At 64.1% G+C, this 23,999-nt stretch carries 23 protein-coding genes; 17 read left to right on the top strand and 6 right to left on the bottom strand.

Annotation, left to right across the window (positions count from 1 at the left end; translation table 11 throughout):
- The first annotated feature begins 40 nt into the window (after positions 1–40).
- Together FNB15_RS00420 and FNB15_RS00415 are read left to right on the top strand one after the other, a co-directional pair.
- A complete protein-coding gene (locus FNB15_RS00420; protein ID WP_144066821.1) occupies positions 41–430 on the top strand; it encodes a VOC family protein in 390 nt (129 codons plus the stop codon).
- Between the two features lie 29 nt (positions 431–459).
- Complete coding sequence (locus FNB15_RS00415; protein WP_144066820.1) at positions 460–864, top strand: SRPBCC family protein; 405 nt, start codon at positions 460–462, stop codon at positions 862–864.
- 7 nt (positions 865–871) lie between these two features.
- Here FNB15_RS00415 and FNB15_RS00410 read toward each other — a convergent pair whose 3' ends face one another.
- Complete coding sequence (locus tag FNB15_RS00410; protein WP_144066819.1) at positions 872–1,369, bottom strand: low molecular weight protein-tyrosine-phosphatase; 498 nt, start codon at positions 1,367–1,369, stop codon at positions 872–874.
- A 75-nt stretch (positions 1,370–1,444) separates the two neighbouring features.
- On the opposite strand from FNB15_RS00410, the gene FNB15_RS00405 reads away from it, so the two are divergent.
- Positions 1,445–1,927, top strand: a complete 483-nt coding sequence (locus tag FNB15_RS00405; RefSeq protein ID WP_144066818.1) for a nuclear transport factor 2 family protein — start codon at positions 1,445–1,447, stop codon at positions 1,925–1,927.
- A 129-nt stretch (positions 1,928–2,056) separates the two neighbouring features.
- Here FNB15_RS00405 and FNB15_RS00400 read toward each other — a convergent pair whose 3' ends face one another.
- Both FNB15_RS00400 and FNB15_RS00395 read right to left on the bottom strand, forming a co-directional pair.
- A complete protein-coding gene (locus FNB15_RS00400) occupies positions 2,057–2,914 on the bottom strand; it encodes a 23S rRNA (adenine(2030)-N(6))-methyltransferase RlmJ (RefSeq protein ID WP_144066817.1) in 858 nt (285 codons plus the stop codon).
- Positions 2,915–2,953: 39 nt separating this feature from the next.
- The gene (locus FNB15_RS00395) at positions 2,954–3,583 is read right to left on the bottom strand and encodes a glutathione peroxidase (RefSeq protein ID WP_281287790.1); all 630 of its coding nucleotides are present in this window, start codon (positions 3,581–3,583) and stop codon (positions 2,954–2,956) included.
- A 143-nt stretch (positions 3,584–3,726) separates the two neighbouring features.
- Here FNB15_RS00395 and FNB15_RS00390 point away from each other — a divergent pair, with 143 nt between their 5' ends.
- Positions 3,727–4,836, top strand: coding sequence for an EAL domain-containing protein (locus FNB15_RS00390; RefSeq protein ID WP_144066816.1), 1,110 nt, complete (start codon positions 3,727–3,729; stop codon positions 4,834–4,836).
- On the opposite strand, the gene FNB15_RS00385 is transcribed toward FNB15_RS00390, so the two are convergent.
- A complete protein-coding gene (locus tag FNB15_RS00385) occupies positions 4,833–5,639 on the bottom strand; it encodes an HAD-IIB family hydrolase (RefSeq protein ID WP_144066815.1) in 807 nt (268 codons plus the stop codon). The genes FNB15_RS00390 and FNB15_RS00385 overlap by 4 nt on opposite strands.
- 131 nt (positions 5,640–5,770) lie before the next feature.
- Between FNB15_RS00385 and FNB15_RS00380 the strand changes: the two genes are divergently transcribed.
- From FNB15_RS00380 to FNB15_RS00325, 12 genes are all read left to right on the top strand, one after another.
- Positions 5,771–6,208: a MaoC family dehydratase gene (locus FNB15_RS00380; protein WP_144066814.1), complete on the top strand. Its 438-nt coding sequence runs from the start codon at positions 5,771–5,773 to the stop codon at positions 6,206–6,208.
- Positions 6,209–6,262: 54 nt separating this feature from the next.
- Positions 6,263–7,204, top strand: a complete 942-nt coding sequence (locus FNB15_RS00375; RefSeq protein ID WP_144066813.1) for a bifunctional riboflavin kinase/FAD synthetase — start codon at positions 6,263–6,265, stop codon at positions 7,202–7,204.
- A gap of 416 nt (positions 7,205–7,620) precedes the next feature.
- The gene (ileS, locus tag FNB15_RS00370; RefSeq protein ID WP_144066812.1) at positions 7,621–10,452 is read left to right on the top strand and encodes an isoleucine--tRNA ligase; all 2,832 of its coding nucleotides are present in this window, start codon (positions 7,621–7,623) and stop codon (positions 10,450–10,452) included.
- On the top strand, positions 10,449–10,925 hold the full coding sequence (lspA, locus tag FNB15_RS00365) for a signal peptidase II (RefSeq protein ID WP_144066811.1): 477 nt from the start codon (positions 10,449–10,451) through the stop codon (positions 10,923–10,925). Before ileS ends, lspA begins: the two co-directional genes overlap by 4 nt.
- Positions 10,926–11,175: 250 nt before the next feature.
- Complete coding sequence (locus FNB15_RS00360) at positions 11,176–13,134, top strand: PAS domain-containing sensor histidine kinase (protein WP_144066810.1); 1,959 nt, start codon at positions 11,176–11,178, stop codon at positions 13,132–13,134.
- A 173-nt stretch (positions 13,135–13,307) separates the two neighbouring features.
- The gene (locus FNB15_RS00355) at positions 13,308–13,937 is read left to right on the top strand and encodes a DUF3035 domain-containing protein (RefSeq protein ID WP_144066809.1); all 630 of its coding nucleotides are present in this window, start codon (positions 13,308–13,310) and stop codon (positions 13,935–13,937) included.
- A 28-nt stretch (positions 13,938–13,965) separates the two neighbouring features.
- Positions 13,966–15,303 carry a M16 family metallopeptidase gene (locus tag FNB15_RS00350; protein ID WP_246068753.1) on the top strand — a complete coding sequence of 446 codons (1,338 nt, stop codon included), beginning with the start codon at positions 13,966–13,968 and terminating at the stop codon, positions 15,301–15,303.
- An 11-nt stretch (positions 15,304–15,314) separates the two neighbouring features.
- Positions 15,315–16,661, top strand: coding sequence for a M16 family metallopeptidase (locus tag FNB15_RS00345; protein WP_144066808.1), 1,347 nt, complete (start codon positions 15,315–15,317; stop codon positions 16,659–16,661).
- 4 nt (positions 16,662–16,665) lie between these two features.
- The gene (gene mutL / locus FNB15_RS00340; RefSeq protein ID WP_144066807.1) at positions 16,666–18,600 is read left to right on the top strand and encodes a DNA mismatch repair endonuclease MutL; all 1,935 of its coding nucleotides are present in this window, start codon (positions 16,666–16,668) and stop codon (positions 18,598–18,600) included.
- Positions 18,601–18,825: 225 nt separating this feature from the next.
- Complete coding sequence (locus FNB15_RS21290) at positions 18,826–19,653, top strand: flagellin (RefSeq protein ID WP_144066806.1); 828 nt, start codon at positions 18,826–18,828, stop codon at positions 19,651–19,653.
- A gap of 246 nt (positions 19,654–19,899) precedes the next feature.
- Entirely contained in the window at positions 19,900–21,009 is a 1,110-nt protein-coding gene (locus FNB15_RS00330; protein ID WP_144066805.1) for a helix-turn-helix transcriptional regulator, read from the top strand.
- Positions 21,010–21,183: 174 nt separating this feature from the next.
- A complete protein-coding gene (locus FNB15_RS00325) occupies positions 21,184–21,795 on the top strand; it encodes a pyridoxamine 5'-phosphate oxidase family protein (RefSeq protein ID WP_144066804.1) in 612 nt (203 codons plus the stop codon).
- A 74-nt stretch (positions 21,796–21,869) separates the two neighbouring features.
- Here the strand turns inward: FNB15_RS00325 and FNB15_RS00320 are convergent, their stop codons facing one another.
- Positions 21,870–22,100, bottom strand: coding sequence for a hypothetical protein (locus tag FNB15_RS00320; protein ID WP_144066803.1), 231 nt, complete (start codon positions 22,098–22,100; stop codon positions 21,870–21,872).
- 243 nt (positions 22,101–22,343) lie between these two features.
- Here FNB15_RS00320 and FNB15_RS00315 point away from each other — a divergent pair, with 243 nt between their 5' ends.
- On the top strand, positions 22,344–23,384 hold the full coding sequence (locus FNB15_RS00315; RefSeq protein ID WP_185973652.1) for a helix-turn-helix domain-containing protein: 1,041 nt from the start codon (positions 22,344–22,346) through the stop codon (positions 23,382–23,384).
- 24 nt (positions 23,385–23,408) lie between these two features.
- On the opposite strand, the gene rsmD is transcribed toward FNB15_RS00315, so the two are convergent.
- Positions 23,409–23,996, bottom strand: coding sequence for a 16S rRNA (guanine(966)-N(2))-methyltransferase RsmD (gene rsmD / locus FNB15_RS00310; RefSeq protein WP_185973651.1), 588 nt, complete (start codon positions 23,994–23,996; stop codon positions 23,409–23,411).
- Positions 23,997–23,999: the final 3 nt, after the last annotated feature.

Genomic DNA, 23,999 nt, shown 5'->3' with positions numbered 1-23,999 from the left:
TGCTGCCGGAAATTTGCCAGAAAGTTTGCAGGAGAAAATAATGCTCAATCACGTGTCCATCGGTGTTCGCGACACGGCGAAGACCAAGGCGTTTTACGACGCCGTGCTGAAGCCGCTTGGCTATACCTGCCTCAGCGAGGGCGAAGGGTCACTCGGCTATGGTCCAGAAGCTGACAATGGGGCGGTGGTGCTGTGGATCAGCCAGACCGACCGGCCGGTGCCGGCCGACATGGCCTCGGGCCTGCATTTCTGCTTCGATGCGCCGAGCCGCAAAAGCGTCGCGGCCTTTCATGCTGCCGCACTGGCGCAGGGCGGCAAGGATAACGGCCCGGCGGGCCTGCGGGCCGATTACGGCGACAATTACTATGCCGCTTTCGCGATCGACCCGGACGGTTACCGGATCGAAGCCTATTGCAGCCAGAAAAGCTGATCTGGGCAGCTTGAGAAGGAGCAGCATTCATGCCGACCATCCGTAAGGAAATGCCGATTGCCGCCGGTATCGACAGCGTCTGGGCCGCGTTTCGCGATGTTGGTGCCGTGCATCGGCTGGCGCCGGGCTTCGTCACCGACTGCCGCATGGAGGAAGGCGGCGCGGCGCGTATCGTCACCTTCGGCAACGGCATGGTTGCGCGCGAGGTGATCGTGGATGTCGACGATGCAGGGCGGCGGCTTGCCTATGCGGTGGTCGGCGGTCGCCTGACCCATCACAATGCGTCTTTCGAGGTGATCGATGATGGGCCGGGCCGTTGCCGTGTGGTCTGGCGCGCCGATCTGCTGCCGGCCGACCTGAAGCCGGCCATCGAGGGCATGATGGAACAGGGCATGCTGGCGATGCAGCGGCGGTTGGAAGGCCGCGCGGCCTGAGGCGTTTTCAGCGCAGGCGGCTGCGGATGTCCGTGACCAGCGCATCGGTCACGGCCTGGCACATCTGCCAGACCTTCTCGAAACCATCACCCTTGCCGTAATAGGGGTCCGGCACGTCGCGGCCGAATTGCGGCGCATAGGACAGATAGAGTTTAACCCGGTCGCGGTATTGCGGTGGGCAGAGCCGCAGCAGCTGACGGTAATGCCCGTCATCCATCGCCAGCACCAGGTCGAAGCTGGCGAAATCGGCTTCTGTCACCTGCCGGGCGCGCAACTCGGCCAGATCTACGCCGTAGCGCTGCGCGGTGGCAACGCTGCGGCGGTCGGGCGGGTCGCCGATATGGTAGTCATGCGTGCCGGCGGAATCGACCAGCACCCGGTCGCTCAGCCCGGCCGCCTGCAAGGCATGGCGCAGCAGGCCGTCGGCGGTGGGCGAACGGCAGATGTTGCCGGTGCAGACCATCAGGACGGCATAGTCGGGCTTTTTCGCGGCAGGCTTGGCCATATCCTGAGGGAAGCATCCCAAAGGAGTGGGTGCAAGGCACTACCAAGCTGCGCGGTCGCATTCTAAACTGGCGGCATGCCGACGCCGCCGCCTGACGACGAAACCGCCCTGCTCGACACCAACGCCGCCTTCTACCGGGCGTTCGCCTCGCGTGACGTGACCGCCATGGAAGAGCTGTGGGCCAAGAAGGCGCCCGTGGTCTGCATCCATCCGGGCTGGCCGCCGCTGATGGGCCGCGAAGCTGTGCTGGAAGGCTGGCGCCGCATCCTGTCCAACCCGTCGCAGCCGGCGCTGCAGATGATGGGGCCGCGCGTCACGCTCTGGGGCGATGTCGCGCTGGTGATCTGCTTCGAGAAGGTGGAGGACCAGTATCTGATCGCCTCCAACCTGTTCGTGCGCGAGGGCAAGGCCTGGCGGCTCAGCCATCACCAGGCTGGCCCGGTGGCGACCCCGCCGACCGGCGCGAATGACGACGAAGACCAGGATCTCGACGACGACCTCGATGACGAGGATGACGACGACGATGATCTCGATCCGCCATCGGGAACGATTCATTAAAAAACGCGTCGCCCTCGGACTTGATCCGAGGGCCTTTCGCCATTTGGCATGAGATGCTCGGCCATCGCGCTTTGCGCGAAAGCATATGCATGGCGGCAAAGCCGCCGGGCCCGAGCATGACGATTGTGTTTATGAAGCTTTCACCAAACTCGTGATCTTCGCCGCCGCGCCGCTTTCGCGCGCCATGCGGCTTTTCAGGAAGTCCAGCATCGGCTTCAGGGTTTCGCCCAGCTGCCAGGGCGGATTGATCACCAGCAGGCCGGTGCCGTTCATCTGCTTCGCGTCTTTCGCCGGCCGCACCGTCAGTTCGATGCACAGCGTCTCGACCTTCAGCTGCCGCGCCAGCGAGGCCTTCCAGCTGTCGATGCTTTTCTGGTCCTTGATCGGATACCACACCGCCAGCTGCCCGGTGGCCCAGCGCTGATGCGCCAGCAGCACGGCCCTGGTCAGCGTGTCGAATTCATCCTTCGCCTCAAACGCCGGGTCGATCAGGGCAAGTCCCCGCCGCGGCGTCGGCGGCGTCAGCGCCTTCAGTGCCTCGAAGCCGTCGCGATGATGGATCGCCACGGCCGGATCGCGGCCGATATTGTATTTCAGCGTCTCGGCATCCTGCGGATGCAATTCGCAGAGCGACACGCGGTCGCCGGCGCGTACGCTGTCCTGCAGCAGCCAGGGCGAACCGGGATAGCGCCGCAACCCGCTGCCGCCGGCTTTCAGCTCGGGGTTCAGCCGCTGCAGCACATCCCAGTAGCGCGGCAGGAGTTTCGCCGCCTGCGGATCGGACAGCACCGCGCCAATGCCGAAGCGATACTCTCCGCTGCGCTGCGCCTCGTCGGCGGCGAGATCGTAGAGGCCGATGCCGGCATGGGTGTCGATCAGATGCACCGGATTGGGCTTGCGGTGCAAAGCATCCAGCAGTTCCAGCAGCACGACATGCTTGAGCACGTCGCCGAAATTGCCGGCATGAAAGGCGTGACGGTAGTTCATGGCGGCAGCTTTACGGGATTGCGACGGGGAAGGTAAGCGTCAAGCCCCGGCCTTCGCCTTGAGCAGGGCTATTTCGATGGCGGTGGTGACCTTGGCATCCGTCGGTTTCACCGGCGTGGCAAAGCCCTCGATCAGCCGGCCGTCGGCGCCGATCAGGTATTTGTGGAAATTCCATTTCGGCAGCGCGTCCTCGCCCAGTTCGGCGGCAATCCAGCGGTAGAGCGGATGCGCCTGCGGACCCTTCACGGCCTGCTTCTCAGTGAGCGGGAAATCGATGTCGAAATTCACCTCGCAGAATTCCTTGATCTGCGCCGCGGTGCCCGGCTCCTGGCCGCCGAAATCGTTCGACGGCACGCCGAGCACGACCAGGCCGCGCTGGCGATACTGTTTATAGACCTTTTCCAGGTCGGCATATTGCGGGGTGAAGCCGCATTGCGAGGCGGTGTTGACCAGCAGCACCACCTTGCCCTTGTACTGCTTCAGCGGCATCGGCGTGCCGTCGATCCCGGTCAGTTCGAAATCATGCGCGGTCATGCCGGTGGCGCCTCCCCGTTTGCTCATCTGCTGGGCCTGCACGTTGCTGCCGAAGGGGCCGAGCGCCACCAGGGCGGCGGCGATCAGCGGCAGGGAAGCGATCGTCCCGACCAGCCGGCGCCGCATCGAGGGCATCTGCAACCTGCTAACCGCTTGATTCTCTGTGTCCATGCTGTGGCCGCTCCTGATTCAGCCTCCATTAACGCACCTCAGGCTTAACTATAGCGTTATTAACCCGGTCGGGCAGCAGCTTGTTGCCTGCCCCTGGAGGCTTCTCGATGCCGACCCTGCTCACCTTCGCCGCGCTGTCGCTGATCGCACTGGTCGCCGGTGTGTCACTGACCCGGCTGGTGCCGGGCCTGGCGCAGCAGCATCCCGGCATCCTGGCGCTCGGCCTGCTGATGACCTTCTGGGCGGCGCGTGAGATTCTGCTGCGCCGCAAGGTGCAGAAGCGTCTGCTTGCTGAAATCGAGGACCTGGCCGAGGAAGTGCTGCGCCTGCGCGACCAGGAAGCCGTGCCGACCATGATTGAGGTGGCGCCCGACGCGGTGCAGACCCGTCCGCATCTGGTGGCCACGGATACGCCGCCGGCCAACGAACCGCGCCTGACCGTGCCCGACCCGCTGCGCGCCGCCGTGCCGCAGGATGACGGCACCCTGCTGGATGCCGTACGCGATGCGCTGAACAACAACCGCGTCGAGCTGCATGTGCAGCCGATCGTCACCCTGCCGCAGCGCCGTATCCGCTTCTTCGAGCTGCTGGCCCGCCCGCGCGATGCCGACGGCAAGTCCTATCCTGCCGCCGCCTGTCTGCAGGCGCTGGATGCCGCCGGCCTGCGCGCCGAATTCGACGCGCTGATGCTGCTGCGCGGCGTGCAGATGGTGCGCAAGCTGGAGCAGCGCGCCAAGGATGTCGGCTTCTTCCTCAACCTGTCGCCCGACATGCTGGCGCAGATCGAGACCTTCAATCCGCTCTACGATTTCCTCACCCGCGAACGCGAGCATGCCGCCAATATCGTGCTGGAATTCAGCTATGACGGCGTGCGCGACCTCGACCGCAACGGCCTCTATCGTCTGGGCCAGTTGTCGGCACTGGGCTTCGCGCTGTCCTTCGACGGCATCGGCCGTCTCGACCTTGATTACCCCGCGATGGCCAAGCTCGGCGTGCGCTTCCTGAAATTCAACGCCGACTGCTTCACCGATCCGGCCGTGGTGTCCAGGGCTTCGGTCGATCCCGCCGATCTGGCCGAGATCTGCCGCCGTCACAACCTGCTGCCGGTGCTGGCCAAGGTGGAGAAGGAAAGCGAGCTGCTGAAGCTCGCCGAGCTGAATTTCCCGTTCGGTCAGGGTCTGCTGTTCGGCCCGCCGAAGATGGCAAAAGCGGCCTAAGTCCTCGCCGCGATCAGCGCGTCGGCCAGTTCGACAAAGCCGCTGCCGCCTTCGCCATCGGCGATAAAGGCCGGTTTGGCCGCGATGCGGTCCAGGAACGGCCGCACATTCGCCACGCCCACGCTGTAAGGGAAATAGCCGAACATCGGGGCGTCGTTCGGGCTGTCGCCGGCGAACACCACCTGGTCACGCACGGCGTCCAGATCCAGCCCGTAACATTCCTCGAACAGCACGCGCGTCATGGAGAGCTTGTCCCAATGGCCGAACCAGCCGTTGACATGAATCGAACTGACTTTGGCGGTGGCGCCGGCCGCTTCGAACAGCGCGACGATCCTGTCGATCGCGGCCTGCGGCAGCGGCGGCACGTCCTCGCAGAAGTCGACCGCGAGATCGCATTCGCGATACTGCTGATCAGAGGCCAGCGCCGTACCCGGCACCTCGCGCAGGATGGTTTCCGACAAAGCCGTCAGTTTGGCCCGCGCAGCGGCCCGCTCGGCCTCGGTCTGGAAAAAACGCCGCGTCATTTTCTTCGCCTGGCGATCGTAGCGCATGTAGAGCGCGCCATTCTCACCGACGATGGCATCCACCGGCCAGAATCGCGCGATCAGGTCGCACCAGCCGGCCGGCCGCCCCGTGATGGGAATGACCCTGAAGCCGGCGGCCTCCAGCCGCTCCAGCGCCGCATAGGCCGCCGCCGGCAGGCGACCATGCGTGGTCAGCGTGTCGTCGATATCGGTCAGGACGTAGCGGATCTGGCTGCGGTTCTGTGTGGAAAAGGTGCTCAGGGCACGGATATCGGCCATCGGTGGGATATACAAATGTCTATGCTGCAAGTGCGAACAGGCGGGTTGCCGGTCCGGCGAACGGGCCGCTATAGTCGCCGCCACAAAAAAGTCCGTCAACCGCTCGCCCAATCATCTCAAAAGGACCAGCCATGACCTATCAGGCCTTGCACGGCTATTACCTGGAAGACCTGCAGGTCGGCATGACGGCAGAGTTTGCCAAGACGGTGAGCGAAGCCGATATCGTCGCCTTCGCGGATGTCTCTGGCGACACCAATCCGGTGCATATGGATGAAGCCTTTGCCGCCGCGACTCCCTTCAAGGGCCGCATCGCCCACGGCATGCTGGGCGCCAGCCTGATCAGCACGGTGCTGGGCACCAGGCTGCCGGGTCCCGGCTGCATCTATGTCTCGCAGGACCTGCGCTTCAAGGCGCCGGTTCGCATCGGCGACACCGTGGTGGCCAGGGTCACGGTGACCGAAATCGTGGCCGAGAAGCGCCGCGTGACCTTTGCCTGCGAATGCCGGGTCGGTGATACTGTGGTGATCGACGGCGTCGCCACCATGATGGTCTCCCGCAAGGCCAGGTGACGGCGCCCCCGTCTGTCCCAATTTTGGGTATTCGTCAGGGGTTCGTTCACCAGCATGCGTCTTTTGCGTTCCAGCGCCAGTTTTCCGCCGGCACTTCGCGGTGCCGTGGCGGCCATCGGTAATTTCGACGGCGTGCATCTGGGCCATCGCGCCCTGATCAATGCCGTGCACGCCGAGGCCGACAAGGCGGCTGAGCGTGCCGGGGAAGCCCGGGCGCGCGCCGTCATCACCTTCGAGCCGCATCCGCGCCGCTTCTTCGTGCCGTCTTCTCCGTCCTTCCGGCTCGATGCACTGGACACCAAGGCGCGCATCCTGGGCGATCTCGGCATCAATGCCACGCTGGCGATGCCCTTCGATGCGGCACTTGCGGCGCAGTCGCCGCAGGATTTCGTCGACCATATCCTCGCCCGCGACCTGGGGCTCAGCCATGTGGTGGTCGGCTACGACTTCACCTTCGGCAAGGCGCGCGTCGGCAATACCGACCTGCTGCGCGAACTGGGCGCGAAGCACAGGATCGGCGTGACCGTCGTGACGCCACAGGGTGACGGTGAAGTGTTCTCGTCCACACGCGTGCGGCATTTGCTCGAAGCTGGTGACGTGACGGCCGCCAACCGAATTCTCGGCCGGCCGTGGGAAATCGTCGGCGTCGTCGAGCACGGCGACAAGCGCGGTCGCGAGCTGGGTTATCCCACTGCCAACGTGGCCCTGACCGATTTCCAGGTGCCGAAATTCGGCATCTATGCCGTGCGCTGCGTGCTGGATGGCGAAGTGCATGACGGCGTGGCCAGCCTCGGCGTCCGGCCGACATTCGACCAGACCGATGTGAAGCTGGAAGTCTATCTGTTCGATTTCAGCGGCGATCTGTATGAGCGCCGCCTGCGGGTCGAATTCCATGCCTTCCTGCGGCCGGAACTGAAATACGAAGGGCCCGAGCCGCTGAAGCGCCAGATTGCCGCCGATGTTGAGGCGGCGAAGGCCGTTTTGGCAGCTTCCTGAGTTAATCCCGTAGTCCCCGCGAAAGCGGGGCTCAGTCAGGATTGCAGGTCCTGATACAGGTCTCGTCAATCAGGATTACTCTGCTCGATCAAGGCAAGCTTCTACGCCCTGCGCCATTTCTTGATCCGCTTCTCCTTGAGGATGCCACAAGCCCATCCAACTGGGCCCCGCTTTCGCGGGGGCGACGGAGAATTTGGGCATTACCGCGCCGGTATCCCCGTCATGGCCGACCCACCTCGACAGCCCCCGGCTCAAATGCTAAATCATCGCCATGCTTGGGCAATTCGCCATATCGGTCGACCTTCAGGCGCCGCGAATTAGCGGCCCGGTCCTTCTCTAAGGCCCGGGATATCCTCGACTTTTTCCTGAAATTCCGCGCCGCCGCCGATGGCCTGGCGCGCCACCCGAGTTGAGCCATGACCACCGACTACCGTTCCACCGTTTTCCTGCCGACGACCGATTTCCCGATGAAGGCCGGCCTGCCGGCCAAGGAGCCGGAAATCCTCGCCCGCTGGGAGAAGATCGGCCTCTACGAAAAGCTGCGGGCTGATTCCAAGGGCCGCGAGCTGTTCGTGCTGCATGACGGCCCGCCCTATGCCAACGGCAACCTGCATATCGGCCACGCGCTGAACAAGATCCTCAAGGACGTGATCAACCGCTCGCGGCAGATGATGGGCTTCGATGCCAATTACGTGCCGGGCTGGGACTGCCATGGCCTGCCGATCGAATGGAAGATCGAAGAGAAATACCGCGCCGCCGGCAAGAACAAGGATGAAGTGCCGATCGACGAGTTCCGCAAGGAATGCCGCGATTTCGCCGATCACTGGATCGGCGTGCAGCGCGAGGAATTCAAGCGCCTCGGCGTGATCGGCGACTGGAAGAAGCCTTACACGACCATGAGCTTCGCGGCCGAAGCCCAGATCGTGCGCGAGATCCAGAAATTCCTGATGAACGGCGGCCTGTTCAAGGGCTCGAAGCCGGTGATGTGGTCGATCGTCGAACGCACCGCGCTGGCGGAAGCCGAGGTCGAGTATCACGAGCATACCTCGTCCACCATCTTCGTGAAATTCCCGGTGGTGAAGACCGTTGCGAAGGCCGCCGAAGGTGCGTCCGTCGTGATCTGGACCACCACGCCCTGGACCATGCCGGGCAACCGCGCGATTGCCGCTGCCAAGGACGCCGAGTATGTGCGACTGCGCGTCGATGCCGTCGGCGAGAAGACACTGGCCAAGGTCGGCGATGAGGTGATCATCGCGAAAGACCTGATCGAGAGCGTGAGCAAGGCCTGCGCCATCGAAGGCAGCAGCGTGCTGGCCACGCTGAAGGGTACCGATCTTGCCGGCACCATCTGCGCGCATCCGCTGCGCGGCCAGGGCTATGAGTATGACGTGCCGGTGCTGTTTGGCGATTTCGTCACGCTGGATGCCGGCACCGGCTTTGTGCATATCGCGCCGGGCCATGGCGCCGACGACTACAATCTCGGCACCGCCAACGGCATCGAAGTACCGCATACGGTCGACGCCGATGGCAGCTACTTCCGCCATGTGCCGATCTTCGGTGGCGACAGGCCGGCCCGCGTGCTGGACGATTCCGGCAAAGAGGGTGACGCCAATGGCCGTGTGATCGCCACGCTGATCGAGGCCAACGGCCTGCTCGGCAAGGGCCGCCTGCGCCACCAGTATCCGCATTCCTGGCGTTCCAAGGCGCCGCTGATCTTCCGCAACACCCCGCAGTGGTTCATCTCGATGACCACCAACGACCTGCGCAAGAAGGCGCTGGCCGCCATCGACGCCACCGAGTTCTATCCGGCCGGCGGCCGCAATCGCCTGTATTCGATGATCGAGCAGCGCCCGGACTGGGTGATCAGCCGTCAGCGTGCCTGGGGCGTACCGATCGCGATCTTCGAGAACAGGGAAACCGGCGAGCTGCTGCGCGACGAGGAAGTGAACGAGCGTATCGTGGAAGCCTGCCTGAAGGGCGGCGCCGATGCCTGGTTCACCGCCCAGCCGGCCGACTTCCTCGGCAACAAATACACGCCGTCCGACTGGAAGATGGTGACCGACATTCTCGATGTCTGGTTCGATTCCGGTTCGACGCACAGCTTCGTGCTCGAGCAGCGCCCTGACCTGAAATGGCCGGCCTCGCTGTACCTCGAAGGCTCCGACCAGCATCGCGGCTGGTTCCATTCTTCGCTGCTGGAAAGTTGCGGCACGCGCGGCCGCGCGCCGTATGACGCCGTGCTGACGCATGGTTTCACGCTGGACGAGAAGGGCCGCAAGATGTCCAAGTCGCTCGGCAATACGACCGAGCCGCAGGATGTGATCAAGCAGTCGGGCGCCGATATCCTGCGCCTCTGGGTGGTGTCGTCGGACTATTCCGACGATCTCAGCGTCGGCAAGACCATCATCCAGGCGCAGTCGGACGCCTATCGCCGCCTGCGTAACACGCTGCGCTACCTGCTCGGCAATCTCGCCGGCTTCCAGGAGGCCGAGCGCCTGCCGCATGCGCAGATGCCGGAACTGGAGCGCTGGGTGCTGCATCGCCTGGCCGAGCTGGGCACCATCGTGCGCGAAAGCTGCGAGCAGTATGATTTCCACCGCATGTATGTGGCGCTCTACAATTTCTGCGCCGTCGATCTCTCGGGCTTCTATTTCGACATCCGCAAGGATGCGCTCTATTGCGACGCGCCGGGCAGCATCCGCCGCCGTGCCGCGCGCACCGTGCTGGATCACCTGTTCGACTGCCTGGTGAAGTGGCTCGCCCCCTTCATCAGTTTCACGGCCGAAGAAGTCTGGCTGACGCGCTATCCATCGGAAGACGGCAGCGTGCATCGTGAACTGTTCCCGACCATCCCGGCCGAATGGCTGGATGCGGCGCTCGGCGCCAAGTGGGAGCGGGTGCGCCGCGTGCGCCGCGCCGTCACCGGCGCGCTGGAAATCGAACGCGCCGAGAAGCGTATCGGCGCCAGCCTGCAGGCCGGTCCGACCGTCTATGTCGTGCCGGAAGACAAAGCGGCGCTGGACGGCATCGATTTCGCCGAGATCTGTATCACGTCGAGCATCAACGTGCAGGTGGGTGACGGCCCGGCCGACGCCTTCCGCACCGATGACGCCAAGGGCGTGGCGGTGGTGCCGCAGCAGGCCTCGGGGATCAAATGCGAGCGCTGCTGGCAGGTGCTGGAAGAAGTCGGGCATGTGCCCGGCCATGACGACCTGTGCAAGCGCTGCGTTGAAGCGGTGAGCGTATGAGCCGTACATTCAGGCTCGGCCTGCTGATCGCACTCGGCATTTTCGTCGCCGACCAGATCAGCAAGGTCTACTTCCTCGACCTGATGCAGCAGAACCCGACCGGTATTACCGTGACGCCGTTCTTCAATCTGGTGATGGTGTGGAATACCGGCGTCAGCTTCGGCATGTTCAGCGAAGACAGCGCCGGCCGCAGCTGGACGCTGATCGCGGTGTCCTTCGTGGTGACGGTGTGGCTGCTCTGGTGGCTGTGGCGCGCGCATTCCCGGCTGGTGGCTGTGGCGCTCGGCATGATCATCGGCGGCGCTATCGGAAATGTGATCGACCGCTACCGCTTCGGCGCCGTGTTCGACTTCCTCGACTTTCACGCATTCGGCTGGCATTGGCCGGCCTTCAATGTGGCGGACTGCGCCATTGTCGTGGGCGTGCTGCTTTTGCTGGCGGACGGCTTCCGGCCCCAGAAAACGGCAGATTAGGACGCCCGAGAGTCCTGATTACCACTTTCGGTGGTTGCTCTGCCGATTCGTTGCGCCCGAACACGAATGGTGGCAGCATCACCCCTGAAGATGAGGCGTGGGGCGAGAGGCGAATGCTTCGGTCGGGGTGGACCGGACGGCAAGACCGGTCCGGGGCAGGGGGGATGACGCACAGCGGCCAGCTTTCTGCCGCGCCGACGGCTGCCCCCCAACTGCGCATCGAAGGCAAACTTCGCGTTGCAGGTTGGGCATGACCGCGCCGGTACCCGCACGACGCTCCGCGCGTCACCGTCTTTCCGCCCGCCAGGTCAAGGTCACGGTCATCGCGGCGCTGGTGCTTGGCTTTGTCTCCAGCCTCTTCCAGCTCGTTCTCGATATCCGCAACGAAGTCACGCAGCGTGAAGCCACCGTCGCGCAGGTGATGGACATGCTGAACGACGCGGCGTCTCAGGCAGCATATGCCCTCGATGAACAGCTGGCCGCGCGCGTCGTCAGCGGGCTTTTGCTGTATCAGCCGGTCTGGCGCGCCGAGATCTACGACAATTACGGCCGCCGCATGGCGCTGCAGGAGCGCGACCAGGGCAGCGTCGAAGCCCCCATGGATACGTCGCTGGTGACGCGCGTGCTGGTTTTCCTGCTGCCCGAGACGGAAGAGATACTGGTGCGCCCGCTCTTCGGGCCACGCGATCGCGATCTGGTCGGCGAGATGCGTGTGCATGTCGACGGCACGCTGCTGGCCCGCAGCGTGATCAATCGCACCGGCGTGGTGATCGTCACCGGTCTGGTGCGCAACTTCGTGCTCGCGCTCATTCTGGCGGTGCTGTTCTATTTCACGCTGACCCGGCCGCTGCTCAATCTGGTGGCGCAGATCGACCGCGCCGATCCGCGCCGGCCGAAAGAAACCGCCATCACGGCGCCGAAGGGGCATGAGCGCGACGAATTCGGCCTGCTGACCGACCGTGTCAACGCCATTCTCGGCGCCAGCGGAGAATACCTGTCAGAAGTGGAACGCAACCGCGAAATGCTGCGCGTGGTGCTGGATGCCATTCCGGCCCCGGTGACGCTGAAAGATGCCGACGGCCGCTACATGCTGGTGAACAGTCGCTGCTCCGATGTATTCGGCCTGCCGGCGGAGGAGATCATCGGTCGGCATCTGAGCGAGTTGCCGCTGCCGGGCATCCAGCCCGAGCACCGCGAAGCCTTCGTGCAATTCAGCGAAGAAAACGAACAGGCGATGATCGCCAGCCGTCAGCCGGTGCTGAATATCGAACGTACCTATCAGATGGCGGATGCGCCACATCTGACCATGCTGGAAAGCAAGGTGCCGCTGTTCGATGCCCAGGGTGCGGTCACCGGCATCATTTCCATTGCGCTCGACATTTCGGAGCGCAAGCTGGCCGAGAAGGCGCTGGATGAGGCGAATTCCCGCCTGCGTGCTCAGGCCGAAGATCTGGAACGGCTGGCCTCGTCCTATGCCCGCGAGCGCGAACACGCCATCGCCGCCAACCGCGCCAAGTCGGAATTCCTCGCCAATATGAGTCACGAGCTGCGCACGCCGCTGAATGCCATCATCGGCTTCGCCGAGGTGATCACGCTGCGCATGTGGGGCGCCAATTCCGACCGGTATTTCGATTATGCCGAGGATATCGTGATGAGCGCGCGGCATCTGCTGCATGTCATCAACGATATTCTCGACATGTCGAAGATCGAGGCCGGGCGCTATGAACTGTCGCTCGAAGATGTCGACCTGACCACGGTGGTCGGCGACTGCATCACCATCGTCAAGGGCAGGGCGCAGGATGCCGATCTCGACCTGATCGACGAGTTCCCTGCCGACCTGCCGCCGGTACGCATCGATGCGCGGGCGATCAAGCAGGTGCTGCTCAACCTGCTGTCCAATGCCATCAAGTTCACGCCGCAGGGCGGCGCCATCTATGTCACCGGCAACCAGGACAGCGATGGCCATTTGACCATCCGGGTGCGCGATACCGGTGTTGGCATCCGCCCGGAAGACCTGTCCCGCATCTTCGAGCCTTTCTGGCAGGGCGATCCGAATATCCGCCGGCGCAGCGAGGGCACCGGCCTGGGGCTGGCGATCAGCCGGAAATTCGTCGAGTTGCATGGTGGCAGCCTGTCGATCGAAAGCAGCGAATCGGCTGGCACCGCCGCCACAGTGCGCCTGCCCGGCCGGGCATCGGCGACAGGCTGATCCGCTCACGGCACATATCGGCGTGAACGGGCTGCTCCGGGCGCGGAAATCCGGGCCGTTTCGGAGTATCTGCGCCAGCCTGCCGCCCTTGTGCCGCCGCCGGTGCCAAGGCTAAAATCCCCGGCCTCGTGTGAGTTGGTCTCGCGCCTCGCGTTCAAGAAGGGACTGTTTCCATGCGTCGACCGAATCTTGCCGGCCGACATCTGCGGTTGCCCGCACTGCGGCTGCTCAGCCTCACCGCGCTCGCCGTCGGCAGCCTGGCACTCGCCGGGTGCGACAGCACGCGCGATGCGCTCGGCATCACCAAGAAATCCCCCGATGAATTCGTCGTCGTGACCAAGGCGCCGCTGGTGCTGCCGCCGGAATTCGGCTTGCGTCCGCCCGAGCCGGGTGCCGCGCGTCCGCAGGAAGTGCCCGCGCGCGATCGCGCCGCTGCGGCCTTTGGCGGCGCCAGCACCGATGCCGCCGGTCAGATCACGCCGCTCAGCCGTACTGGTGGCCCGAATGCCACGGCGCGCTCGGCCGGTGAGCAGGCCCTGTTGCAGCAGGCGCGCGCCGGCAACGTCGATCCCGATATCCGCCGCAAGGTGAATGACGAATTCACCCAGCTGGCCGAACGCGACAGCCGCTTCGTTGACCGCCTGATGTTCTGGCAGGGACCGACGGAACCTGGCCTGGCCATCGATCCGGCCAAGGAAGCCCAGCGCCTGCGCGAGAATGCCGCCACTGGCAAGCCGCTCAGCGCCGGGACCATCCCGACCATCAAGCGGCGCGAGCGCGGCCCGCTTGAGGGAATCTTCTGACGGAGTCCTTTAGCCGACGGAGCTGCCTGTGCCGAAACGCCTGATCGCTGCCCTGTCCGCCATCGTTTGTCTCGCGGGCATGGCCGCCGACAGCCGGGCCCAGGTGTTCAACCCGACGCAGTTCATGCTCGGCAACGGCATGCAGGTGATCCTGATCGAGGATCACCGGGCGCCGATCGTGCATCACATGGTCTGGTATCGTGTCGGCGCCGCCGACGAACAGCCTGGCGTGTCGGGTGTCGCGCATTATCTCGAACATCTGATGTTCAAGGGCACGCCGAATGTGCTGCCGGGCGAGTATTCCAAGATCGTGGCGCGTGAAGGCGGTCGCGATAACGCCTTCACCTCGTCCGACTATACCGGTTATTTCCAGACCATCGCGCGCGACCGGCTCGAACTGATGATGAGCATGGAAGCGGATCGCATGAGCCAGCTCGCGCCGAAGGAGTCCGACGCCAAACCGGAGCTGCAGGTGGTGATGGAGGAGCGGCTCAGCCGCACCGACAACAATCCCGGCGCGCTGTTCGGCGAGCAGCTGGATGCCGCGCAGTATCTCAGTCATCCCTATGGACGCCCGGTGATCGGCTGGCCGGCGGAAATCCAGCGGCTGACGCTGAACGACGCGATGACCTTTTATCGCAGCCATTATGCGCCGAACAACGCCATCCTGATCGTGGCCGGTGATGTGCGTCCGGCCGAACTGAAGGCACTGGCCGAGAAATATTACGGCCTGATCCCGATGCGTCCGATCCCGCCACGCTTCCGGCCGCAGGAACCGAACCAACTGGCCGCGCGTCGTCTCAGCATGTCGGATGCCCGCGTTGCGCAGCCCTCAATGCGGCGCAGCTATCTGGCGCCGAGCCGTTCAGCCGGCGAGAAGCAGCATGCCGTGCCGCTTGCCATGCTGGCGGAAATCCTCAATGCGCCGACCGGCCGCCTGCACAATTCCCTGGTGAAGGGTGACGGTTCCGCCGTTTCCGCCGGCGCCTGGTACAGCTTGATGTCGCTCGACCAGAGCACCTTCGGCTTCGCCGCCTCACCCAAGAACGGCCACAAGCTGGACGAGGTGGAGGCCGCGCTCGACAAGGTGATCGCCGACCTGCTGGCCAATGGCGTCACCGACGAGGAAATGCGCCTGGCGCGGACGGGCATGCAGGCCGAGACGATCTATGCGCGCGACAGCCTGTCGGGTGCCGCGCGCATCTTCGGCGTCGCGCTCACCACCGGGCTGACCGTGGAAGATGTCGAGGCCTGGCCCAGGCTGGTCAATGCCGTGACTCGCGAGCAGGTGCTGGCGGCGGCACGCTACGTCCTGGACATCCGCCGCTCGGTCACCGGGCATCTGCTGCCGAAAGACCAGAGTTGAGGGAGACGCCGATGCGCCGGTTTGTCATTGCCGTCCTGCTGCTGGCTTCCTCATTGCTTTGGGCTGCACTGCCGGCCGCCGCAAGTCCGAAAATCGAGCGGATCAAGACGCCGCTCGGCATCGAAGTGTGGTTCGTGCGCGAGCCCAGCATTCCGATCCTGTCGCTGCAGGCGACCTGGCGCGGCGGATCCTCGAGCGAACCGGCCGGACAGGAGGGCCTTGCCCAACTCGCCACCGGCCTGCTGAATGAAGGCGCGGGCGACCTCTCGGCCGATGATTTCCAGATCGCGCTGCAGGAATCCGCCGTCGATATGGGGTTCAGCACCGAGCGCGATTACACCACGGCGACGATACGCACGCTCACCGTCAATCGGGCACGCGCCTTCGACCTGCTGAAACTGGCATTGACGGCGCCGCGGTTCGATGACGAGCCGGTGCAGCGCGTGAAGGCCCAGGCCCGTGTGGCCTACGAACGCAGCCGCACCAGCCCAAATGCCCTGGTGGGCGAACGTTTTGCCCAGCTGGCCTATGGCGATCATCCCTATGGTCGCCGCTCGGCGCCGAGCACCGAAAGCCTTGAGCGCATTGATCGCGCGGCGCTGGCGGGTTTCACGACGTCTCTGCTGGCCCGCTCAAACCTCGTGATCGGCGCCGTTGGCGATGTGGCGCCCGAGGATCTCGCCCGGCTGGTCGATACCAGCTTCGGTTCGTTGCCAATGCAGGCTTCAGTGACTCTGCCGGTGCCGGTGGTGCCCAAAACCGCCGCGCAGCCGGTGGTGATTCCGTTCCCCAATCCGCAGAGCATCCTGCTGTTCGGTGCGCCCGGCATCGCCCGCGAGGATCCGGACTGGTATGCCGCTACCGTGCTGAACCAGGTGCTGGGCGGCGGCGGCATGACCTCGAGGCTGTTTGAGGAAGTGCGCGAAAAGCGTGGCCTGGTCTACTCGGTCGGCACCCAGCTTGCGCCTTACAAGGCCGCGGCGCTGGTCAGCGGTTCGCTCGCCACGTCGAATGCACAGGTCGGCGATGCGCTGAAACTGGTGCGCGCCGAACTGGCTCGCGTGGCCAAGGAGGGCGTCACCGACAGAGAGTTGGCGGCTGCGAAATCCTACATGACCGGCTCCTTCCCGTTGCGCCTCAACTCTAATGCAGCGATCGCCGGCATGCTGGTGGCGATTCAGAATACCGGCCTGCCGCCCGATTACATCGATGCCTATCCCGGCCTCATCAACAGCGTGACGCAGGACGATATCCGCCGCGTGGCCGAGCGTCTGTTTGCGCGCAACGACTATCTCGTGGTTGTTGTCGGCCAGCCGGCCGGACTCGAAACGCCGGCCAGCGGAAAGCAGGGGGGCTGAGCGCGTGGCTGTTTCCCAGACAGGCATAAGGCGGCTGCCCGAAACGCTGGTCAACCGCATCGCCGCCGGCGAAGTGGTCGAGCGTCCGGCATCGGCCGTGAAGGAACTGGTGGAGAATGCCATCGATGCCGGCGCTCGCCGCATCGATATCGCCACGGCGTCTGGCGGTCGCACGCTGATCAGCGTGGCCGATGACGGCAGGGGCATGGCGCCGGATGATTTGCCGGTGGCGGTGGAGCGCCATGCGACCTCCAAACTGCCGGGCGACGATCTGCTGAATATCCAGTGGCTGGGGTTTCGTGGCGAGGCGCTGCCGTCCATCGGTGCCGTGTCGCGGCTCAATATCGTCACCCGCGAAAAGGCCGCCGACAGTGCCGCGCAACTCGAAGTCGATGCAGGCAAGGTCGGCGCGGTCAAACCCGCCGCGGCCGGGCCGGGCACGCGCATCGAGGTCCGCGACCTGTTCTATGCCGTGCCGGCGCGGCTGAAATTCCTCAAGACCGATCGTGCCGAAGACCTGGCCGTGCAGGAAATCGTGAAGCGGCTGGCGATGGCTCATGCCGGCATCGCATTCACGCTGCAGCAGGATGGCCGCACCAGTTTCCGCGCCGATGCCGTGCCCGACAATTTGCTCAACGATCCGCAGGATGCGCAGCGTCCGGATCTGCAGCGGCTGGGGCGGCTCGAGCAGATTCTCGGTCGCGACTTCGCCGACAATTCCGTGGCGATCAGGGCAGAGCGTGAAGGCATCACGCTGACCGGCTATGCCGGTCTGCCGACCTACAATCGCGGCAATGCCCAGCATCAGTATCTGTTCGTCAACGGCCGTCCGGTGCGCGACAAGCTGTTTGTCGGTGCGGTGAAAGGCGCCTATGCCGATTTCCTTAGTCACGACCGGCATCCGGTAGTGTCGCTGTTTCTGCAGGTGCCGGCAGAACAGGTCGACGTCAACGTGCATCCGGCCAAAGCGGAAGTGCGCTTCCGCGATCCCGGTCTTGTGCGCGGCCTGATTGTAGGCGCTTTGCGGCATGCGCTGGCCGAAGCCGGCCATCGCGCATCCAGCACGGTGGCGCAGGCAGCGCTCGGCGCGCTGCGGCCTCAGTCGATGCCGACCATGCCGCTGCCCTTTGGGACTTCTGGCCAGTCGACGTTTGGTGGGGCCGGTTCGTCGCGCTGGCGCGGTTATGACAACCTGCGGCCTGCTTCCGTGCCGGGCCTTGCCGAAGCAGCGGCACTCTATAATGCGCCGCATGGCGATTTCTCCGGCGACATGTCGGCCGAGACCGACGGCCTCGCGCCTGCGGCCCGCAACGAAGATGCCGGCGCGATGGCGAATGCCGGGGCCATTCCGTTGCAGAGCTACCCGCTCGGTGCGGCGCGCGGTCAGCTGCACGAGACATATATTGTGGCGCAGACGGCGGATGGCATTGTCATCGTCGATCAGCACGCCGCGCATGAGCGCCTGGTTTACGAGCGTATGAAGGTCAATCTCGAAGCAGGGAAGGTGCCGCGTCAGGCGCTGCTGCTGCCTGAAGTGGTCGAACTCACCGAAGCAGAAGCGAGCCGACTGGCGGCGCGTGCAACTGAACTGGCGGAACTCGGGCTGATTCTGGAAGGTTTCGGTGCAGGCGCCGTGGTGGTGCGCGAAGTGCCGGCCTTGCTGGGGGATGTCGCCGTGCAGAATCTGGTGCGCGATCTGGCCGACGCGATTGCTGAATACGGTAATGTGCTGCCGTTGAAGGAAAAGCTTGAGGAAGTCTGCGGCACCATGGCGTGTCATGGCAGCGTGCGCGCCGGTCGGCGTCTCACGCTGGATGAAATGAATGCACTGTTACGCCAGATGGAGGCCACGCCGCATTCCGGGCAGTGCAATCACGGCCGCCCCACCTATGTCGAACTCAAACTGGCCGATATTGAAAAGCTCTTTGGCCGGCGCTGACCTTGTGTATGATGTTTTGTGCCTATTCGTTCAGGCGAGTAGATAATTGCAAGTGCAACTACAAATGCCGGTTGACGCGTACTAAGTTTTGGGTATATAAAAACGTTAATATACCAAAACATAGCGATTTTACGTTTCGAGTGAAGCTACGATAACGAAGGCGTCCTGATTGTCAGGGCTTGGAGCTCAGAGAGAGTCCCGAAATATCCAGAAAGGAACTAAGTCATGGCAAATTCCGTCAATACCAATGTCGGCGCTCTGATCGCCCTGTCCTCGCTGCGCGCGGTCAACAAGGAAGTCGACATCACCTCCAAGCGCGTCCAGACCGGTTATCGCGTTGCCGATGCCCAGGACGACGCCGCCGTTTTCGCCGTTGCCCAGGGCATCCGTGGCGACATCAAGGCCAAGGCCTCGGTCCAGTCCTCGCTGGCTGGCGGTGAAGGTCTCGCCCAGGTTACCAACGCCGCCCTGAAGGGCATCTCCGACGTGATCGGCGACGTGCGCGCCAAGCTCGCCCTGCTCGGCAGCGGCTCGATCAGCGACGACCAGCGCGCCATCTACCAGGCCGACGTGACCCAGCTGGTGGATACGATGACCTCGTACACCACGCAGGCGAACTTCAACGGCAAGAACCTGATTTCTGCCGCTGGCGCTGATGCGTCCTTCGTGGCCGACACGTCGGGCACCAGCCTGACCCTGACCTTTGTCGACATCGAAACCGAAATCGCCACCTTCGGCGGCCTCGCCACGGTTGGCGCGGCCGATCCGGCCACCGACTTCGGCACCGCCAACACCGCGTTGACCGCGCTTGAGACCCAGGTGAACAACGCGATGGCGTCGGTCGCTGCCGAAGGCCGCGCGCTGACCCTGCAGAAGAGCTTCACCGACGACCTGGTCGACGCTGCGAAGAAGGGCCTTGGCGCCCTCGTCGACGCCGACGTGGCCGCTGAAAGCGCCAACCTGCAGTCCCTGCAGGTCCGCCAGCAGCTCAACATCCAGGCGCTGTCGATCGCCAACCAGCAGCCGAACACCCTGCTCAGCCTGTTCCGTTAATCGGCACAGACTTAGGCCAAGGCTTAAAGATGGGGGCAGCCGCAAGGCTGCCCCCATTCTTTTTGTGCGGCTCATTCCTTTCAGGACTGCGATACTTTTCGGGCCGCCGTCCCGTACCGCCGGCAGGCATTGCCGGGCATCGTTTGCGCGGGCAACCAATCTGGTATTCTCGAAGCCGGAATCGGGCTGCTTCAGGCCGTGGTCCCGGAGGTCGTGGAATGGAAATCCAGCGTCTCGGATGCCGGTATGCTTGATGGGCTGGTAGAAGATTTCCTGCAGGGTTTTCTGCGCGACGACGCCCGGCTGCAAAGCGGCCTGGTGACGCTCAGTCGGCAGCTGGGGGCCGAGAATGGCCAGCTGGCCATTCGCCAGGGTGCGACGGGCGCGCCGCTGCTGCGCTATATCCACGGCATTCCAGATGACTATCCGCTGATCAACAGTTACGACAGCGAGCACTGCGCCCAAGATCCCTTTCTGGCGCCGCTGTGGCTGCCGGAAAATCTCGGCCGGCTGTTCTGGGCCGACCTGCAGGAACAGGATGGCAGCGAAGCCGTCACCTTCTTCGACGCATACCGCAAGAGCGGATGGCGCTACATGCTGTCAGCCGCCTTCTACAACAAGGATGGCCGCCTCGGATATGTCCGCTTCCTGCGGGCGGGCAGCGCCGGGCCGTTCGACCGGGATCGCGCGGCGGCCCTGCCGTACATCCTGCCGCACCTGGCGATGGCCTACGGGATGCGCGAGGCCTTTTCCCAGGTCTATGCCGCGCTGGAACCGCATCTGCTGCAGGGCGGCGAGGAAGATGTTGGCATCGTCTATCTCGATGCCGAGCGCCGCAGTGTGCTGTTGAACGATCAGGCGCGACGCATCTTTGCCGGCATGGATGGCCTGTATCACAGATCCGGCACGGTCGCGGCCGATGGCTGGGAAGAAACCCAGGCGATCGGAAAACTGATTACCAACGCCATCGCCAGCGCACGCGATCCGCAAAGCCTGCTGTCCCGCAGCGAAGTCACCATCGCGCGACCATCGGGGCGTGCGCCCTATGCGCTCCAGGCCGTGCCGGTGATCGTCCGCAACCGCTTCACCGACGAGAATGGCATTGTTGCGGCTTTACGCATCGTCGATCAGGAAGAACAGGATCTGAGCGCCACCAGCCAGGCCTATCGGCTGACGGCGGCGGAAACCCGGCTGGCCCATTACCTGATCTCCGGCATGCCGCCCAAGGAAGTCGCGCGCCAGACCGGGCTCAGCATCCACACCATCCGCACCCAGCAGCGCGGCCTCTATCGCAAGCTCGGTGTGTCGCGGCATTTCGATCTGTTGATGCGGTTGGCGCCTAACCGCGTGAAGTGAAGCGTGCCCAATGATCTGGGCGGCCTTAATCCGGCGATGCAGTATACTGCCGCTGCAAGCCACATAAAATTTCATCAAAATCCATAGACCTGCCGCGCCACGATCCATGGCCTCCGATGCGCCACCATGGCAGAAAGATCGTCATATCCGTCTCTCGCAATTCGGGATGCCGCCATGACCATCATCAAAACCGTCGAAGAACTGGAAGCCCTCTACGGTCAGCCGGGGGAAACCTCGCTTGCCAAAGAGATCGATTACATCGCGCCGGAATACCGCGCCTATATCGAAGCTTCACCCTTCGTTACTGTGGCGACCGCCGGTCCTGAAGGGCTGGACTGCTCACCGCGTGGCGACAAGGCCGGCTTCGTGCGCATTCACGACGAGCGCACTCTGATGCTGCCGGATCGGCGTGGCAACAACCGTGTCGACACGCTGCGCAACATTGTGCGTGATCCGCGCGTCGGCCTGCTGTTTGTCGTGCCCGGTTCGGGCAATACGCTGCGCATCAACGGTCATGCCCATCTTGATACTGATCCGGCGCTGCTCGACAGTTTCAGGATAGAGGGCAAGGCGCCGCGTTCGGTCGCGGTGATCGCCGTCGACAGCGTGTATTTCCAGTGCGCCCGGGCCATCGTACGTGCCGACCTGTGGAATCCGGCGCTGCATGTCGATCCCAAGTCGCTGCCCACCGCGGGGCAGATACTGGCCGCGCTCAGCAAGGGGCGCGTCGGTGGTGAAACCTACGACCGCGACTGGCCGGAGCGCGCCAAAGCGTCCATGTGGTAAGGCCGGCGAGGCTGCTGCTGCGCGCGGGGTCCGCCGCACCCCCTCGGTAGGCGGACCCCGCGTCTGCGGCCCGCTTAAGGGCGCTGCAGCAGCCTTGGCATGGCATCGAGGCTCAGATTGGTCAGCGACATCGCCGCTGCGGCCAGCATGGCCGAAACCTGACAGGCCTCAAAAGCGGCGGCCTCGGCCGCCAGATCGATGCTGGCCGGCGATGCAAGTACCGGATTGTCGGCAATGGCGCTGCCGCAGGTGCCGGCGGGATTGGCGGATTCCGGCGGTGGAATCTGAGCGTATTTCCTAGTCATGGTATCCCCTTTCTGGGAATGAAATGGCTGTTTCAAGCCACAGTAGAACAAAGTTTAGCCGGCCAGACGCGTTATGTCTTGTCCCAGTTGCTCGAAAGCCTTGCCTCCCTGTCTCATCCTTCTCCGCCTTACGAACTAGAAGATCAATCCGAGATTGCGTTGTCGGGGGCTGCATGGGAGAACTTGCGCCGGGGACGGACGAGGATGAGAGCGAAAATTCCAAAGGCATCGGTGGCGCGGGGGATGGCGCCGGATGAATGGCTGCAGCCGCTGTTCAGCCAGGCGATAGCCGCCTATTTCGATTCCGAGCCCGTGCTCGACCCCGCGCAGTCGAAATCACCACCGGAAATCCACCAGTATCATCTCGGCCAGGCGCTGTTCATGGACTCGAAATTCGAGGCCCAGCGTTTCCGGCGCGACATGGCGATGATGGCGCGGAATGACGATACCGATCACCTGTCGCTGCAATATTTCGTGCGTGGCAGCAACAAGGTGGTCAATGGGTCGGCCGAGTATCTGGAGCAGCCGGGCAACATCTTCGCGGTCAACCTGGCGTACAAGATCGAAGCGCTATCGGAGGATTCAGAAGTTCTGCTGCTGGTTTTGCCGCGCGAACTCGTGCGCCGTGAAATCCCCCAGCTGACCGATGCACTGGGCGGTATTTTTGCGCAGGACTCGGCCAGTGCGCAGATATTCTCGCACCACATGGTGGCGCTGAAACACTGCCTGGCGCGGGCAACAGCGAGCGAGACCTCGTCGATCACCCAGGGCACGCTCGGCCTGCTTGGCGCACTGGTGCAGGGCGGCGATATTACCGCCAGCGCAGCGCAGCAGGCGACATTGCGCACCATGTGCAGCTTCATCGACAGGCATCTGCGCGATCCTGGCCTCGGCGTCGAAAGCCTGTGCAGCCAGTTCCGCTGTTCGCGCGCCACGCTGTACCGGCTGTTCAAGCCGCTGGGCGGCGTGCGCGAGCATATCCAGCGCCGGCGCCTGATGGCCTGCTTCAAGGCGATTGCCCTGCAGGCGCATCGCCGCATCTTCGACGTTGCGATGGATTACGGTTTTGTCTCGCCGAGCCATTTCAGCAACCTGTTCCGCGACTATTTCGGCATGACACCGCGCGAGGCGCGCGAAGCCGGCAATCAGCCGCCGCAGGTCGTGACGCGGATCGAACTGGTGCCGGCGCCGAGCAGCGTCATGGCGCCGGCCAAAGACGATGCCGAACTGATGTGGGAGTGGGGGCGCACCCTGGCCAAGACCGGCACCATTCCTACCGAGTAAGACTGGCCGACTGAATAAGGGTCTTCAGGCGACGGTCTTGTCGCGCAGCAGAAACGTCAGGCGCGCCGGGCCCTGCTGGCGTTCTTCCAGCAGGCTGAAACCGGGCGGGGCGTCGAAGCTGCCTTCCGAGCTGCCTTTCCTGGCATCCGTCTCCACGATCACCAGCGCATCGGGTTTCAGCCAGCCGTTCTGCGCCAGGGCGGTCAGCACCGGTGCGCCGAGCCCTGAGCCATAGGGCGGATCCATCAGCACGAGATCGACAGGAGCTGGCGCCGGGCCCGGATGCAACGCATCCTGGCCGCGCAGCGTGATGCGGCCGGCCATGTCGAGTGTATTGGCGTTGCCCAGGATGGTGCGCCGCGCCGCCGGATCGATCTCGAACATGTAGGCATGATGCGCGCCGCGCGACAGCGCCTCGAAGCTCAGCGCACCAGAGCCGGCAAAGGGATCGAGCATGATGCCGCCGTCCAGTCGCGTCCTGCCGTCCTCGGTCATCAGGCCCGGCGAATGCAGCAGCATGTTGAACAGCGATTCACGCACCCGGTCGATGGTCGGGCGCGTGGTCACGTCGGCCGGCGCCGCAATCGGCCGGCCGCGATGTGTGCCGCCCACTAT

Origin of the sequence: Ferrovibrio terrae (assembly GCF_007197755.1) — a bacterium.
In the GTDB taxonomy this organism is placed as follows: Bacteria; Pseudomonadota; Alphaproteobacteria; order Ferrovibrionales; family Ferrovibrionaceae; genus Ferrovibrio; species Ferrovibrio terrae.
The sequence above is the reverse complement of the archived record's forward strand: the minus strand, read 5'-3'. Positions and strand labels throughout refer to the sequence as shown.